Genomic DNA, 14,779 nt, shown 5'->3' with positions numbered 1-14,779 from the left:
CTAAACTCATTGCCCCATTTTCCTCTAGAGTATAAACTCTAATTTTTAACAGCAAGAGTAGATTTACTATGTCGTTGCGTCCGTTAGCGCTCATTATTGGTTGCCTTGGCCTTTCTTATTCTGCGGTCTCGAATGCTGCTGCCATCAGTTTTGAACAAGCATGGCAAGTTTTACAGCAAGAGAACAACTCACTCGCCGCCCAGCGCTCTAACGTGGATCGCTACGAACACTTACAAAACGCAACAGACAGTTTGAATCTTCCTTCTGTGACCCTTGGAGCCAACTATACTCGCCTTGATACCGACGTAACCGTATCAGGTGAACAACTGTTCGAGAGTACAGGTCAACCGCTACCCAACCTAGGTCCTTTAAATCCGCTACTTGCTGGCGTTGGTGGCATCACATCCACCATCACAGAGCGCGATATTTTCAGCTCATCAATCCGAGCGGTATGGCCGATTTTTACTGGTGGCCGCATCAACGCCGCGCAATCTGCCGCCGAAGGTAAGAAAGAGCAAGCGCAAAGTGAGCTAGCAATGGAAACACAAGCGCGCTTTGAAGACCTGAGTAAGTACTACTTCTCTGTGTTGCTCGCTCAAGATGTTCTCCACACTCGCCAACTGGTTGAGCAAGGGTTAACCAAGCACCGTGACAACGCATTGAAGCTCGAACAACAAGGTCAGATTGCACGTGTCGAGCGACTTCAAGCCGAATCCGCGCTGGACAAGGCGATCATAGAACGGAAAAAGGCGCAAAAGTCGTTAGATATCGTCCAAGCTGCATTGACTCAGATCCTCAATCAAACGGCAGCAGTTGAACCCTCAGACTCATTGTTTATTAACACCTCTTTGCCACCGTTAAATGCGTTTGTTGAACGTACCTTAGACACGTATCCCGGATTAGACTTACTTGATGCCAAGCAAAAACAAGCAGACAGCTTGATTAAGGCAGAGAAAGGCAAATACTACCCTGAAGTTTATTTATACGGTGATTACAGCTTGTATGAGGATGACTCTCTTGCAAGCCAGATGAAACCAGATTGGCTAGTGGGCATCGGCGTCAATATTCCACTGATTGATTCCCACGGCAGAAGTGATCACGTGCAAGCGGCGAAGAGCGCTGTCGCTCAAGTGAAATTCCTAAAAGCTCAGGCTAAACAAGACCTCTCTGTTTTGGTGCAGAAAACCTATTTAGAAGCACAACAAGCTCAAGAAGAAGTGCAAGGTCTAGAGTCAAGCATTGAGCTAGCGAAAGAAAACCTCAAGCTGCGTGACAAAGCGTTTTCGCAAGGCTTGTCCACCTCGACAGACGTGGTCGACGCGCAGCTCTATCTTGCAAGCGTACAAACTCAAAAAGCCGCTGCGAGCTTTAACTACTTACTCTCTCTGTCTAAATTGCTCGCGCTTTCAAATGAAATGAGCGCTTTTGGCCAATATCAACAAACCTCTACCCCAGTTTCAAATTTTTAAGGATCCAAGATGAAAAAAGCAAAACCATTGGTACTGACCGCAGCAGCGTTGGCCCTAGCATCTTGGGTTGGGTACAGTTTTTACCAAGCGTACCAACCAAAACCTGTGCGTTTGCAGGGACAAATCGAGTCTCAGCAGTACAGCATTTCTTCGAAAGTGCCGGGACGTATTGATCAAGTTCTGGTTCGCAAAGGAGACAAAGTCGAAAAAGGCGACCTGATCTTTACTCTACATAGCCCAGAAATTGCTGCCAAACTTGAGCAAGCTAAAGCGGGTGAAAAAGCCGCAGGTGCCCTCGCTCTTGAAGCGGAAAAAGGCGCACGCACCCAACAGATTCAAGCGGCAAAAGATCAATGGCTGAAAGCAAAAGCGGCGGCTGCATTGATGGAGAAAACCTACCTACGCGTGAATAACCTCTACAGCGATGGTGTGGTTGCAGAGCAAAAACGTGATGAAGCCAAAACGCAGTGGGACGCAGCAAAATACACTGAAAGCGCAGCATTCCAAATGTATCAAATGGCGAAAGAAGGCGTTCGCAGTGAAACCAAAGTCGCAGCAGCGGAAAAAGCGCGCATGGCAGCGGGAGCCGTCGCGGAAGTCGAAGCCTATGCAAAAGATACCGCGATTGAAAGCTGGTTTGATGGCGAAGTGTCACAGGTATTATTGCAAAGTGGCGAGCTTGCCCCGCAAGGCTTCCCTGTGGTTACGGTTATCGATAGTGACGATTCATGGGCGGTATTGAACGTTCGTGAAGATTGGCTCAAACACTTTAACAAAGGCGATACCTTCAACGCCTATCTGCCAGCACTCGACAAATCGATTGAGTTCAAAGTGACGCACGTTGCCGTTATGGGTGACTTTGCGACGTGGCGCTCGACCGATGCGTCCCAAGGTTTTGATCTGCGCACCTTCGAAGTAGAAGCTCACCCAGTAGAGCCAGAGCAAGGTCTACGAATGGGTATGAGCCTCGTCGTTGAACTGAATTAAGACCTTCACCATGACTACGTCTAAGGTTTCACAATTGTCCGTTGTTCTTCGCGACCGATGGCTTTTATCTAGCTTAACTTGGGTCCCAATCGTGTTGGCGGTAACCATTTGGGCGATTTTCTCGCAAGGCATTGCGAGGGACTTACCCATTGGCGTTGTTAACTTTGACAACGGTTCGCTCTCTCAAAAGCTCGTTAGGTATTACGATGCCACCTCCGCAATGAAGGTAACACATCATTTTGCCAGTGTTGAAGAGGCGAAACAGGCGCTTACTGTGGGAGATATCTATGGGTATGCGATTATCCCGACTCAGTTTGAGCAAAATACGCTCAAGCAACTCGCCCCGCAAGTAAGCGTGTTCTACAACAGCCAGATGATATTAGTGGGTAAACTGGTAAACTCCGCGTTTCTTCAAGCTCAAGGTACGTTTAACGCCGAAGTCAGCACGGGGTTTGGTTTGGTCAAGGGTGATACAGCAATGCTCTCCGCGATGGGCAAAGCCGTTCCAGTAAGAACTCAAATTACACCACTATTTAATAAAAACTCCAACTACGCACAATTTTTGGTTTCTGCGGTGGTGCCTGCGCTATGGCAAATCGTGGTTGTGGTCAGCACCATCCTCGTCCTCGCCGCCAACCATCGAGATAGAGGTTTGATCCCTTGGCTTGGTCAGCGCCCCCTTGTTGACTGGGTCTCAACGCTTGCCCCCTACTTTCTTATCTTTGTGTTGCAAGGCTTTGCCTTTTTATGTTGGTTCTATTTAGGCTTTAAATGGCCAATGCACGGCAGTTTGGTGGTTCTGGTGATTGCGCAAGCGTTTACCATTGTCGCGTGTATGATCATGGGCAGTGCGTTTTTCTTTTTGACCCTCGACCCTGCCCGAGCTATGAGCTTTGCGGGGGCGTTCACCGCGCCAAGCTTTGCATTTATGGGCATCACCTTTCCGGTCAGCGACATGAGTTCACTTGCTCAGTTTTGGCGAGGGCTGTTACCAATCAGTCACTATATTGAGGTGCAAGTTAGCCAAGTGAGTTATGGGCAGGCTTGGGTAGCGTCATTGCAACACCTCATTCCGATGTTGGGGTACGGCGCTGTGATTTTGCTCTGCCTAGCATTAATCCAAAAACACTTGGCTACCGAGCAACGACGTCAGGCAATGAATAATAAGGAGCATGCGTGAAACTTCCCCTACTTTTCAAAGCAGAGCTCAAAGCCTTGTTGCAAAACCCTGTTGTCCTGCTGACGGTATTCGGCGGCGTGATTTTCTACTCATTCCTCTATCCGTTGCCCTACAGCCACCAAACTCCGAGGGAACAAAAGATAAGCGTCGTCAATCTCGACATGAGTCAAACCAGCTTTAAGCTTGAACGCATGGTAGACGCAACGCCTCAAGTGCAGGTTGTTCGAAGAGATCACACCATTGCCGCTGCCCACCAAGCCTTCTTGAACGGCGAAGTCAGCGGTATTCTCGTCATTCCTGCGCACTTCTACAAAGAGCTGCTACTGGGTAAAAGCCCTACCCTTTCTTATGCAGGCGACGCATCTTACTTTTTGGTCTACGGCACGATTGTCGAAGGGCTAGCACAAGCAGGCGGAACGTTGGCCGCGCAGACCAAAGTCGCCAAGTTAGTGCTTGATGGCGAACCGTTGTCACAGGCAGAGAACCACTACGCTGCCACGAAACTAAACCTTAAGCCGACATTTAACCCGCGTATGGGTTACGTGGACTATGTGGTACCGGCGGTGTTTGTGTTGATTCTCCAGCAAACGATGGCGATGGCGTCTGGCCTGATGGTTGGTACCCAAAAGCAAGGTCGTGGTTATTGGAGCCGAGCTTCGGTCGGCAAGCTGATGCTTGTTCGAGTCACGGTTCTAACCGTTATTTATTACCTGCTAAGCATGTATTACTTCGGTGCGAGCTTTTCAATGCACGGCGTCAACCAACTTGCCCACGCAGGAGAGTTACTCAGTTTACTGCTGCCCTTTTTACTGGCCTCTTGCGCGATTGGTCTTTGGCTTGGCGCGGTTACACCGCGTCGTGAGTTGGTCACCTTAGTCGTGTTGATTAGCTCCATGCCGCTCATCTTTAGTGCCGGGTTTATTTGGCCTGTAGAGTCAATCCCGCAGCCCATTGTTTGGGCATCGCAACTGTTTCCGAGTACAGCCGCCATTAAGAGTTTCTTAACGCTAAATCAGATGAGCGGTAATTGGGCAGATATACGATGGGAGTACACCCTTTTATGGCTTCAATCTATTGGCTGGTTTGGAGTGGCTTGGCTTTCGTTAAAGAGAGTCAGACGATAAGCTCAAGTTAGATAGTAGAGCATGGCTATAAACCATGTTACCGTGCAAACGATCACTCAGTTTTTAGGATAACGGCACAATGCATGACATCACTACGACCGCGGTCACCGTTTTTATGGGCTTTTTCGCCATGATGAATCCGATAGCCAATACAGCGGTATTTGTTGGTATGACAGGAGAGCAAACACCAACCGAACGCAGAGCGACGGCAATCAAGGCGCTGGTCACCGCGTTTTTCATCGTCTCAGCATTTTGCCTACTGGGTAAAGGGATCTTCGAGTTGTTTGGCATCACGTTGCCTGCACTTCGTTTAGCGGGCGGTGTATTGGTCTTTTTGGTGGGCTATCACATGCTACAAGGCAGCTCATCTAAGCTTCATTCACACTCAGAAAATGAGCAGAATGAACATAAAGACGTCGCAATTTCGCCTCTCGCGCTGCCGATTCTCGCTGGGCCTGGCACCATAGCCACCGCAATGAACTACTCGGCATCTGGCGATATGCTGAGCATTACTGTGACGATTACTGCCTTTGCCATTTTATGTGCCATTACTCTTGTCTGCTTCCTATTTGGTCCCAAGTTAGTCGACAAGTTAGGTGAAAGTGGCATTAGTATCGTCACTCGATTAATGGGGTTAATACTCACCGTGATTGGCATGCAAATGCTGATTCAAGGCGTGCACGATGCCTACCAGCTTTTTCAGCTTCACTAACAAAAAAACGCTTCTACAAGAAGCGTTTTTATCTTTATGCGTGTTTGATTGTTACCTAATTCAATCACCCAAAAGCGCTAAAACCTCACCCTCTGGCATAGGTTTGTAAAAATAGAATCCTTGGATCTCTTCAATATTCCAGTTTTTCAGTTTTCTCGCTTGCGATGCGGTTTCTACCCCTTCAGCAACGGTTGTTAAACCCAATTCTTGCGCCATGTTGGCAATGTTTCTCACCAAGCTTTTTGCTCTATCGTTGCTTTCTACTTGATCAATATAAGACTTATCAAGTTTAACGATATCCAGTGGGAAGCAGCACAAGGTTGTGAAAGAAGAGTACCCTGTACCAAAATCATCGAGCGCAAACAAAACCCCTAAAGATTTGATCATCTCCATTCGGTTGATGACTTCTTCTTCAATCCCCATCAGCATACTTTCCGTCACCTCAATCACCAACTGCCCCGGTTGTACAGCGTAGTCCTCGATGACCCGTTGCAAAAACTGAGCAAGATCTTGATGGTAAAAATGCGCGGCACTTAGATTAACGTGAATGGTTAATGGTGTTTTCCCTTGTTGACGCCTTATTAAGTTTACCCGTTGGATAAACTCGCACGATTGCTCCAAGATGCTCTCACCCAGGGAGATAATGTGATGATGTCGCTCAGCCAAAGGAATGAAAACACCAGGTGACACAACCCCATGAGCACTATGTTGCCAACGGGCCAAAGCTTCAAAACCTACAATGTCTCCCGTTTTACTCTCGACAATCGGTTGGTAGTTTGCGTGAATCTCTTGAGACTCAATCGCGCCCTTCAAATCTCTAAGAATGGCGGCGGAGGCTTGAGCAATATTAAACGTTTGTTCACCAACATAAATGGGGTCACCGTTGTGGGCTTTGTTGCCATCCAGTTCAATTGCATGAATAGCTGCGTGGATTAAGGTATCCAATGAGTGATGCGTAATGTCAGGCGCAATCATAGCGATCTGACACTGCAAATCCATGGTGACATCTTGGATCTGCAACTTGCGCGATAAGGCCTCTTTAAAACGAATCGCGCCGCGTTTCGCTTTGTGACAATCTTTTCGTTCTTCAATTAACACTAAAAACTCGTGCGAGCTGATTCGACCAACAGGAAACGCTCCCAGTTCAGAACCAAATAGGTTTGCAATGGCCTCTAACGACTCATCATAGACTTGGTGTCCGTACACTTCAGAAGCATGCATTAGGCTTGGTATCGTCACATAGAAAAAGCTAAATTGGTTTGGAGCAACCTCAACGAAGTTTCTCGCCTTCTCCATGATCGCTTTACGGTTCCACAGCCCTGAGAGGTTATCCCTTTCTACTAAATCTTCGATAAGTTTTGCTTGTTGCTTGTTCTCGCGAACATCCCTTATTGAGAGCATCACTGCATCGCTACCTTGGTACTGAATCGAGCGCACTTCGATATGACAATCAATTTTGTCGCCATTTTTAGTGAGCATTTGCGCCTCAAACTGAGTCTGCCCCTGATGGTACATGCGATACATGCGGTCAATCTGACATTCAGGTTGATCGCTGTCTGGGCACAACAAATCCAGCGGTTGGTGGACGACTTCATCATGTTGATAATCAAGAAGGGACAATGCGGTCTGATTGATGTCTACAATCTCTCGCTCTCTCACCAAAACCATAGCAATGGTTTGGCTTTGATACAGGGCATCAAATTTTTGTTGGGTATCGAGAAGCAGCTCTTGAGCATTGGACGTATTGCTCGCTAGGGTTTTGACCAATTTAATCAAACGATCGAGTTCATCCTTGTTTGGCTGGTTTAACCCTTCCAGTTGATAGGATGAAAACAGCTCATCAATGTCTTTCTCGAGATCGGAAAAGCGAACGGCAACTCGGCGTCGAAACATCAAAAACGTTGCCAATGAGATAACCACAGCAACAATCGCGACAGCCACAAACAAATAGCTAAAAAGCACACTGCCCTTTAAATAGTGAACGCGCTCAACCACCGTCGTGAGGTGTGCGACAGGTTCGCCGGACATCCCCGCGAGATCGATGGTCTGAATTAAGGTTCGCCGCGTTTTTTCGATCTCTGGCACCAATGAACCTTGATGGGAATCAGAAACGCACTCAATTTTATTATCAGCAATCAAGATCGAATTGTAGTTGCCGGGAAAACGTGCCGTTAAGTTTTGACCCCAGATCAGCCAGCCAGAGGATGCAGACGTACCATCACTGTTTCTTACTGGGGAAAGCGTGATAATCCATACTTGGTCATCAACGGTGAGCAAGCCACTAAAACTTTCTCGAAATGAATCCAGTACCTTGTTCATCTTGGAAATGTGCTCCAAGACCGCAGGCTCAGACATGATTTTGGCTGGTAAGGTGATTGGTTCGCTGTCTCCGTCACGACGCTCGATAGAATCGATAACTTGCCCTTGCAGATCAGTAAAAATCATCAGGTCTAAACTCAGCGCGTCAAGGGACTCTTGGACAAGGTTTCTTTCCCGATAGTCACTTAAGCTCGCACCTAACAGCAATTCATGCGTCTCGTCCCAGTATGCCCAATCATAAGAGCGAACCTCTAGCTCTTGAACCATGGTCGTGATTAAGCTTTGCGCCTGTGCACTGGCGCGATTGGATTCCATGGTTTCTAAGCTGTCTAAGCTGAGCAAAAAAAAGTATCGGGTAATGTAAAGACAGCTGAGGGTGATGCCAAGAAGACCAAAGATAAAATAGAGGGCGGTTTTAGTTTCCAGCTTAAGGTTAAACAAGCGCAATCGATTCATATGATTTTGTTATAATTTTACAAGTCATTATCAATATTATAGAAATAACCGCCCGCTCGACTTGATATGCGTCTAATTTAATTGATAGAGATGTGAAACAGATTCACTTAATGCCGAAATTCAGCATTTAAAGTCCTCGCTTGCGCCAAAATTCGCCTTCATCTTTTGCAAACACCTCAAACGTTTTACTTGCAATGACTTCACCTTTTAAGCGAATACTCATCACCCACTTACCAATATTAGAGTCATAGCCATCAATTGGGTCTAGCAGCTGGATGGTATCACCAAGGTAAAAGTCCCAATCATTACTGCCAATGTGAAGCTCCCCAGTAAAGGGCTCCAAAACCTGCCCTTTTTTCCCTTTTACCCCTGGGTGGTCAATACAGTACTCAATCACAGCCCCCTTGGCTTTTTTGATATTGACGATGAAACCAAACTCTATCTCCTCTTGCGCGGGTACCTTGGTCGTAAACTCTTGTATTTTCGGAAGGTGTTTAGATTTTGAGTCCCAATCTTGATAGATGCCATACGACGTGATTTCTACGATGGGTGAACGCTTTGCCATGATTGACTCCGGTAATGATGACAGTTCTTCTGAATATCAGATGTCGCTTTCTGCTGCTGAAACGAATATCCAAGCGCAAGTGTATTAGAAATTGGCACACATTTGCTATCGACATCTCATTCTGATTGCGCTAAGTTTGGATGTATAGACGTCCATAACCATGCTTAGGGAGTAAGCTGTGCCAATTAAGATCCCCGATCAATTACCTGCATCTGACGTACTGCGACAGGAAAACATTTTCATTATGCCTGAGTCTCGCGCTTCGACTCAGGAAATCCGTCCGCTAAAGGTTCTGATCCTCAATCTTATGCCGAAGAAAATCGAGACGGAAACCCAGTTCTTACGTCTACTGTCGAACAGCCCGCTTCAAGTAGACATTGAGCTGCTGCGTATTGATAACCGCCCAAGCAAAAATACACCGACTGAACACCTCGATAACTTCTATCGCCAATTTGAAATGGTCAAAGAACGCAATTTCGACGGACTCATTATCACGGGGGCACCTCTTGGCTTGGTTCAGTTTGAAGACGTAATCTATTGGGACCATTTGAAGACAATCATGGAATGGGCTAAAGAGCATGTCACTTCGACCTTATACGTCTGTTGGGCGGCGCAAGCGGGTCTCAAATTGTTATATGATTTGCCCAAACGAACACGCAAAGAGAAGCTCTCTGGTGTTTATCACCATCAAATTCACCATCCTTACCACCCTATCTTGCGAGGGTTTGACGACAGTTTCTTAGCACCTCATTCTCGCTACGCAGATTTCTCCGCAGAGTATTTAGAGGAACATACCGATCTCGATATCCTCGCTACATCCGATGTCGCAGGTGTTTACCTTGCCGCCACCAAAGATAAGCGAAATGTGTTTGTGACCGGCCACCCTGAATATGACTCCCTCACTTTACATCACGAGTACATTCGCGACCTTGGTGAAGGCATGGAGCCCGCAATTCCAGTTAACTACTACCCGAACAACAATCCAGACAACAAACCTATCGCTAGTTGGCGAAGCCACGGGCATCTGCTGTTTGCCAACTGGTTAAACTACGGCGTTTACCAACAAACGCCGTACGATCTTGACCACTTTAGCGAAGCTAACTTTACCAAAGATGACTAAGGCAAATGAAAGGGTTCGTTTGAACCCTTTCTTCCTTTGATCAGCATATATGCAACTTAGACAGTCAATAGTGCCGTGTCTGTCGCATAGTGAATCTGAGCCCATCAAACTCTTTCGCGCTTTACGTTATACATGCTGTTAAACCCTTAAAAAGACACAGCTTATGCGTTCACTTTCTTTCATTCTTAGCTTAATGCTCGTTGGTTGCGTCACCGTTGACGCCACCAATCAGTCTGATCTCTCCTTCAACCCGACCGAACGTGCTGAAGCCCGTATCGCACTGGGTATTGGTTATCTTGAACAAGGAAACATGGTAAAAGCGCGTGAAAACCTCGAGAAAGCACTCGATCACTCGCCCAATTACTATCGCGCCCAACTTTCAATGGCACACTATTTTGAAAAAGTAGGCGAAACGCAATCTGCCGAACGAATGTACAAAACGGCGCTAAAGCAACATCCAAGAAACGGAAACGTGCTGAATAACTTTGGTACCTTTCTTTGCAAACAAGGTGACTACAGCAGCGCCGACAAATACTTTAATGCAGCCATCGACCAACCTTATTACTATTTGATTTCTGGTAGTTACGAAAACGCTGCGATGTGCGCCTTAAAAGCGGGAAACAGCGAACAAGCCAAATACTACTTTACCCGCACACTCGATCATGACCCGTATCGCGCGAACTCAATTTTGCACCTTGCAAAACTAGAGATTGAAGATGGGGAATATACTCAGGCTCGCATCCGATTGATGAAGTTCCACCAATCTTATGGACTGCAAAAGCCGTCGCTCAAATTACTGATCAATCTTGAAGAGCAGGCAGGAAACCCCTCATTGCAACAACAATATCAGGCTAAATTGGATAAAATGGGTTAACGGGGTTTACGTTTAGTATGATGGGTTTGGCGCCGTTTTCTAACTCGACTTGCACGTTGTATTTTTTGGTACTCGTTGTAAAGAATGTAGACAAAGCCAATCAGACCGAGCAGAAACAGCATAACAAAAAGCCATAGAAAACTGGTGCAGATCCACGCGGGCTCACAGGGCATATAAATTTCAAATTCCATATGCCCTCCTCACGTTAACTGACTATTGAAACCAAGCTTTGCGCTCAGCGTCCGTTTTAAAGGTCCAAGCCATAAAGCGACTAATCTTCTGCCCTTGGCTCATCTCGACAATCCTAACTTCGCTCGCCCCAGCCTTTTCAAGGTTTTTTCGCATCCAACGAACGTTCTCTTTTTTGGAAATCAGCGTTGAAAACCACAGTACTTGATCCGCGAACGCTTTACTCTCAAACGCCATGTTCTTGATAAAGGCCGCTTCACCACCTGGGCACCATAGCTCCGCTTTTTGGCCTCCAAAGTTAAGTATAGGAGAGGGCTTAGATTGAGCGCGATTTACGGCTTGACCACGCTTGGACTTATTGGCCGACAGGTTGTTGATTTTCCTTTCTGTCCCCTGCTGAGCCTCTTGCAATGACTTATGAAAAGGCGGATTACACGTTGTCACGTGATAACGCTCGCCAGGCTTAATGATGCCTTTGAAAAAGTGACGGCTCTCTTTTTGTAACCGACACTCTATCCGATCATTTAGCACGCGATTGCGCTTGGCGATGTTGTTGGCATTCTCAACGGAAACCGGATCGACGTCTGAGCCCACATAATGCCAGCCGTATTGCGTTACCCCAACAATAGGATAAATGCAGTTTGCACCCACACCAATGTCTAAGGCGTTAATTTGCTGCTGTGTAGCATCGCCAGAATCGGTACTTAATAACTCAGCAAGTCGGTGAACATAGTCAGCACGCCCGGGAATTGGTGGACATAGATAGCCTTGAGGAATGTCCCACGACGTGACGTTGTAATGGTAAGCAAGCAGCGCTTTGTTGAGAAGAGTTACCGCCACCGGATCCGAGAAGGCAATACTCTGCTCCCCTTTTGGCGTTTTGATAACGTACTTCTTAAGCTCTGGCAATGCGGCAATAAGCTTGGTGAAGTCATATCGACCATGATGCAGGTTGTTTTTGTGCAATCCGGCTTTGCCTTTCACCTTGACTACTTTCATGTTTGACGCTTTTTCATTGTTGCGTGCAGGCTTACTTTTTGGCTTTGTCATACCGATTACTTTTGTTTTGATGTTTCTTGGTAAATCATAAATAGACGCGCATCGAGTTCCAGTTGATGGTAATCCGGCTCCATATGGCAACAAAGCTGATAAAACGCTTTGTTGTGCTCTTTCTCTTTTAGGTGAGCCAACTCGTGAACCACCAGCATACGCAGTAAGGGTTCGGGGGCGTTTTTAAATACACTCGCAATTCGAATCTCGTTCTTCGACTTAATTTTTCCGCCATGCACTTTTGCAACGTAAGTGTGTAAACCCAATGCATTGTTGATCAAGTGGATCTTGCTGTCGTAAATCACCTTACTCAATGGAGACGTTTTCTTCATATAGCGATTTTTAATCGCCATCGTATAGTCAAATAGCGCCTTTTCACTTTTGATGTCGTGATTGTTTGGGTAACGCTTTTCAAACCAAGCATTGAAGCGCCCAGATTCAAGCATCTGATTTACGGGGTCAAGAATGTGCTGAGGGTAGCCTTGGATGTAACGAATTAAAGGGTTCATAATCAACAATAACAGGTAGTGCGCTGGTGTAGGTCGAACAACAAAGGGGCGACAGTCTACCTTATTCACCCTTGCCATTCACGGCCTTTTCGTTAAACTCAGCGCAAGAAATAATCGTAGGAACAGACCATGAAACGACTTGTACTGTATGTAAAAGATAAATGCCCACACTGCAAAGATGCGCAGCGCTACTTAGATTCTAAGGGTTATAAGTACAGGTTAACCAACGCAAAAATGCAGCGCGGCCGCAAAGAGCTAGACGCCATTGGTGCGCGCTCATTGCCTGTGTTAAAGATTGGTGACCGCTATATGATTGGCTGGAATCCGGGTAATTTCGAACGAATGTACAACAGCAAATAACGAATAAAAGAGTGGCTTGAGCCACTCTTTTTAGTTTATGAGCTGGGCGATAACGCAATAAACGAGAGCTGGCGCCCCTGACACAAGCAGTTTAAGGCAAGTGATACTGTTGGAATCTAGGCGCTTCGTTGGGTTATCGGTCCCCTTTTCCTCTTCAGAACTCTCTGCCTCTTCGCTTGGTTCAGGTTTCGTGTTCAGGGCGGCAACCGTACCCGGCGGGTACATATAAAGCAGCGCCGCACTACCCCATAACAACATCAACACGAAAAATGCGTAATCCGAGACGTATTTAATGCCGAAAAAGTGGGTGCTTGATTCAAGGGCAAACACCACGGAGAAGGCGACGATATTGCCAATGATGGCAAACTTAATGGTACTTCTTAAATCCATACGTACTTTTTTGAATTAGTTGGTCGTCAACTCCGCTTGATAACAGTTGAGTTCGGGGGAGAAGACAAACTCGAGTTCATTTCTAATGCTGGCAAGCTTATCCTTTTGATAGTGAGAAACATAGAGCAGCTGGCTCAAATTTTCTTTTGCGATCAGCTCTAGCGTGTTTTTCACCAACCGGCGCCCTAGGTAATCCAAACCTTGATACGGCTCATCCAAAATTAATAGCGCCGGCTGCTTAACAATGGCTCTTGCAATCAAAAGTAACCGCTGCTGGCCATATTCTAACGATTTGAATGAGGTCTTCGCGTAGTCACTCATATGCAAAATTTCGAGCCATTCCTGTGCCAACTGCACTTCTTTTTTACTCGGCTGATGATAAAGACCAATCGAGTCATAAAAACCCGATAAAATCACGTCCAAAGCACTGCAACTGACTCGGTACTGTAAATGAAGTGCAGACGAGACCATGCCAATGTTCTTTTTGATTTCCCAAATCGATTCGCCACTGCCACGCTGTTTACCAAAAATCTGAATATCGTTTGAATAGCACTGTGGATGGTCACCAAAAATCAAACCAAGCAAGGTGCTTTTTCCGCACCCATTTGGGCCTTTAACTTGCCAATGCTGTCCGTTGTCAATCCGCCAGTTCAATCCTGTAAAAATGGTTTTATCGGTGTATGCCACCTGCCCATTAGTGATTTCGAATACGGGACTGGCAAACACAGCATTGTGCTGATGGCGTCTAATGAGTGCGAGCATCTCGTCGCTTTGCAGCTGCGATTGCGCTTTGATTTGGCTAATCACAGGGTGAGATTCCCACTCATCTCGTCCCATTATGCTTTCGAGCTTACCATGATTAAACAACGCGACTTGATCAATCCAGCTCGGTATATCTTCTTCGCGGTTAAACGTCACTATCATCTGAATCTGACGAGCAAGTTCCGCCAAGTAGTTCGCTAAAGACGCGCGGTGCTCCATATCAAGTCCAGTAAACGGGTTATCCAATACGATCAAATCCGGCTTGGTTGCTAGCGCTCTTGCTAACATAACGCGGCGAGTTTCCCCCGTAGACAAAACGCGAAAGCCACTCTCTTTCAAATGGTACAAATCGAGATCATGGAGTAACTTCTCCGTTAGCACGCCGTCATCACATTGCTCATAAATCAGGGTAAAGACGTTGGTTCCCTTATCGATCTTATCGAGAAAGTCGGTCTCGTCTTTTGCTATTTCTTCTTCCAATAAACGCTGTTGCTCCACCAGTGAAACTTGAGCAATTGATCCCGCGGTCTTGGCCAGGCTTTCAGCGTCGACATCAAACTCGCCGCACAAAAGGCAGCCTAACGCAGAGCCGATGTCGCCTTCGGTGCTAAATACCCCCCAAGACTCACCCGGCTGGATGTGCCAGTGTTCGATTGAAAGATGGCTCGTTTTTGTCTCGAGCTCTAGATTGTTAAACGCAATCTGCATTATTG

The 14,779-nt window shown here is 46.6% G+C and carries 15 protein-coding genes; 8 read left to right on the top strand and 7 right to left on the bottom strand.

Going from position 1 to position 14,779, the window contains the following annotated elements:
* Window positions 1-68: 68 nt before the first annotated feature.
* The 5 genes from OH458_RS07465 (at window position 69) to OH458_RS07445 (ending at window position 5,472) form a co-directional block, all read left to right on the top strand.
* Window positions 69-1,469: a TolC family protein gene (locus tag OH458_RS07465; protein ID WP_038192107.1), complete on the top strand. Its 1,401-nt coding sequence runs from the start codon at window positions 69-71 to the stop codon at window positions 1,467-1,469.
* 9 nt (window positions 1,470-1,478) lie between these two features.
* Window positions 1,479-2,456, top strand: coding sequence for an HlyD family secretion protein (locus tag OH458_RS07460; protein ID WP_005470833.1), 978 nt, complete (start codon window positions 1,479-1,481; stop codon window positions 2,454-2,456).
* Between the two features lie 10 nt (window positions 2,457-2,466).
* Window positions 2,467-3,636, top strand: a complete 1,170-nt coding sequence (locus OH458_RS07455) for an ABC transporter permease (RefSeq protein ID WP_269977816.1) — start codon at window positions 2,467-2,469, stop codon at window positions 3,634-3,636.
* Window positions 3,633-4,760 carry an ABC transporter permease gene (locus OH458_RS07450; RefSeq protein WP_269977815.1) on the top strand — a complete coding sequence of 376 codons (1,128 nt, stop codon included), beginning with the start codon at window positions 3,633-3,635 and terminating at the stop codon, window positions 4,758-4,760. The genes OH458_RS07455 and OH458_RS07450 overlap by 4 nt, the downstream gene beginning before the upstream one ends.
* 79 nt (window positions 4,761-4,839) lie before the next feature.
* Window positions 4,840-5,472, top strand: a complete 633-nt coding sequence (locus OH458_RS07445; RefSeq protein ID WP_269977814.1) for a MarC family protein — start codon at window positions 4,840-4,842, stop codon at window positions 5,470-5,472.
* Window positions 5,473-5,532: 60 nt separating this feature from the next.
* Here the strand turns inward: OH458_RS07445 and OH458_RS07440 are convergent, their stop codons facing one another.
* Together OH458_RS07440 and OH458_RS07435 are read right to left on the bottom strand one after the other, a co-directional pair.
* A complete protein-coding gene (locus tag OH458_RS07440; protein WP_269977813.1) occupies window positions 5,533-8,247 on the bottom strand; it encodes a bifunctional diguanylate cyclase/phosphodiesterase in 2,715 nt (904 codons plus the stop codon).
* A 127-nt stretch (window positions 8,248-8,374) separates the two neighbouring features.
* Window positions 8,375-8,812 carry a DUF3859 domain-containing protein gene (locus OH458_RS07435; protein WP_269977812.1) on the bottom strand — a complete coding sequence of 146 codons (438 nt, stop codon included), beginning with the start codon at window positions 8,810-8,812 and terminating at the stop codon, window positions 8,375-8,377.
* A 178-nt stretch (window positions 8,813-8,990) separates the two neighbouring features.
* Between OH458_RS07435 and metA the strand changes: the two genes are divergently transcribed.
* Window positions 8,991-9,932, top strand: coding sequence for a homoserine O-acetyltransferase MetA (gene metA / locus OH458_RS07430; RefSeq protein WP_269977811.1), 942 nt, complete (start codon window positions 8,991-8,993; stop codon window positions 9,930-9,932).
* Between the two features lie 163 nt (window positions 9,933-10,095).
* Complete coding sequence (gene pilW / locus OH458_RS07425) at window positions 10,096-10,806, top strand: type IV pilus biogenesis/stability protein PilW (RefSeq protein WP_269977810.1); 711 nt, start codon at window positions 10,096-10,098, stop codon at window positions 10,804-10,806.
* Here the strand turns inward: pilW and OH458_RS07420 are convergent.
* From OH458_RS07420 to OH458_RS07410, 3 genes are read right to left on the bottom strand one after another with little or no spacing between them, the layout of a single operon-like run.
* Window positions 10,803-10,997, bottom strand: coding sequence for a hypothetical protein (locus OH458_RS07420; protein ID WP_269977809.1), 195 nt, complete (start codon window positions 10,995-10,997; stop codon window positions 10,803-10,805). The genes pilW and OH458_RS07420 overlap by 4 nt on opposite strands.
* 22 nt (window positions 10,998-11,019) lie before the next feature.
* The gene (gene rlmF, locus OH458_RS07415) at window positions 11,020-12,045 is read right to left on the bottom strand and encodes a 23S rRNA (adenine(1618)-N(6))-methyltransferase RlmF (protein ID WP_269977808.1); all 1,026 of its coding nucleotides are present in this window, start codon (window positions 12,043-12,045) and stop codon (window positions 11,020-11,022) included.
* A gap of 5 nt (window positions 12,046-12,050) precedes the next feature.
* Window positions 12,051-12,554, bottom strand: coding sequence for a M48 metallopeptidase family protein (locus tag OH458_RS07410; RefSeq protein ID WP_005470726.1), 504 nt, complete (start codon window positions 12,552-12,554; stop codon window positions 12,051-12,053).
* Window positions 12,555-12,683: 129 nt separating this feature from the next.
* Between OH458_RS07410 and OH458_RS07405 the strand changes: the two genes are divergently transcribed.
* Complete coding sequence (locus OH458_RS07405; protein WP_038138206.1) at window positions 12,684-12,914, top strand: glutaredoxin family protein; 231 nt, start codon at window positions 12,684-12,686, stop codon at window positions 12,912-12,914.
* Window positions 12,915-12,944: 30 nt separating this feature from the next.
* On the opposite strand, the gene OH458_RS07400 is transcribed toward OH458_RS07405, so the two are convergent.
* Together OH458_RS07400 and modF are read right to left on the bottom strand one after the other, a co-directional pair.
* Window positions 12,945-13,304: a hypothetical protein gene (locus OH458_RS07400; RefSeq protein ID WP_269977807.1), complete on the bottom strand. Its 360-nt coding sequence runs from the start codon at window positions 13,302-13,304 to the stop codon at window positions 12,945-12,947.
* A gap of 15 nt (window positions 13,305-13,319) precedes the next feature.
* Window positions 13,320-14,774 (bottom strand): molybdate ABC transporter ATP-binding protein ModF, encoded by a 1,455-nt coding sequence (gene modF, locus OH458_RS07395; protein ID WP_269977806.1) that lies wholly within the window; start codon window positions 14,772-14,774, stop codon window positions 13,320-13,322.
* Window positions 14,775-14,779: the final 5 nt, after the last annotated feature.

Origin of the sequence: Vibrio sp. MarTm2 (assembly GCF_027587055.1) — a bacterium.
Classification (GTDB): Bacteria; Pseudomonadota; Gammaproteobacteria; order Enterobacterales; family Vibrionaceae; genus Vibrio; species Vibrio sinaloensis_D.
The sequence above is the reverse complement of the archived record's forward strand: the minus strand, read 5'-3'. Positions and strand labels throughout refer to the sequence as shown.

Excerpts from the sequence above, each read along its gene's own strand:
- OH458_RS07465 (WP_038192107.1), top strand. The coding sequence starts at position 69 with ATGTCGTTGCGTCCGTTAGCGCTCATTATTGGTTGCCTTGGCCTTTCT.
- OH458_RS07460 (WP_005470833.1), top strand. The coding sequence starts at position 1,479 with ATGAAAAAAGCAAAACCATTGGTACTGACCGCAGCAGCGTTGGCCCTA.
- OH458_RS07455 (WP_269977816.1), top strand. The coding sequence starts at position 2,467 with ATGACTACGTCTAAGGTTTCACAATTGTCCGTTGTTCTTCGCGACCGA.
- OH458_RS07445 (WP_269977814.1), top strand. The coding sequence starts at position 4,840 with ATGCATGACATCACTACGACCGCGGTCACCGTTTTTATGGGCTTTTTC.
- OH458_RS07440 (WP_269977813.1), bottom strand. The coding sequence starts at position 8,247 with ATGAATCGATTGCGCTTGTTTAACCTTAAGCTGGAAACTAAAACCGCC.
- OH458_RS07435 (WP_269977812.1), bottom strand. The coding sequence starts at position 8,812 with ATGGCAAAGCGTTCACCCATCGTAGAAATCACGTCGTATGGCATCTAT.
- pilW (WP_269977810.1), top strand. The coding sequence starts at position 10,096 with ATGCGTTCACTTTCTTTCATTCTTAGCTTAATGCTCGTTGGTTGCGTC.
- OH458_RS07420 (WP_269977809.1), bottom strand. The coding sequence starts at position 10,997 with ATGGAATTTGAAATTTATATGCCCTGTGAGCCCGCGTGGATCTGCACC.
- rlmF (WP_269977808.1), bottom strand. The coding sequence starts at position 12,045 with ATGACAAAGCCAAAAAGTAAGCCTGCACGCAACAATGAAAAAGCGTCA.
- OH458_RS07410 (WP_005470726.1), bottom strand. The coding sequence starts at position 12,554 with ATGAACCCTTTAATTCGTTACATCCAAGGCTACCCTCAGCACATTCTT.
- OH458_RS07405 (WP_038138206.1), top strand. The coding sequence starts at position 12,684 with ATGAAACGACTTGTACTGTATGTAAAAGATAAATGCCCACACTGCAAA.
- OH458_RS07400 (WP_269977807.1), bottom strand. The coding sequence starts at position 13,304 with ATGGATTTAAGAAGTACCATTAAGTTTGCCATCATTGGCAATATCGTC.
- modF (WP_269977806.1), bottom strand. The coding sequence starts at position 14,774 with ATGCAGATTGCGTTTAACAATCTAGAGCTCGAGACAAAAACGAGCCAT.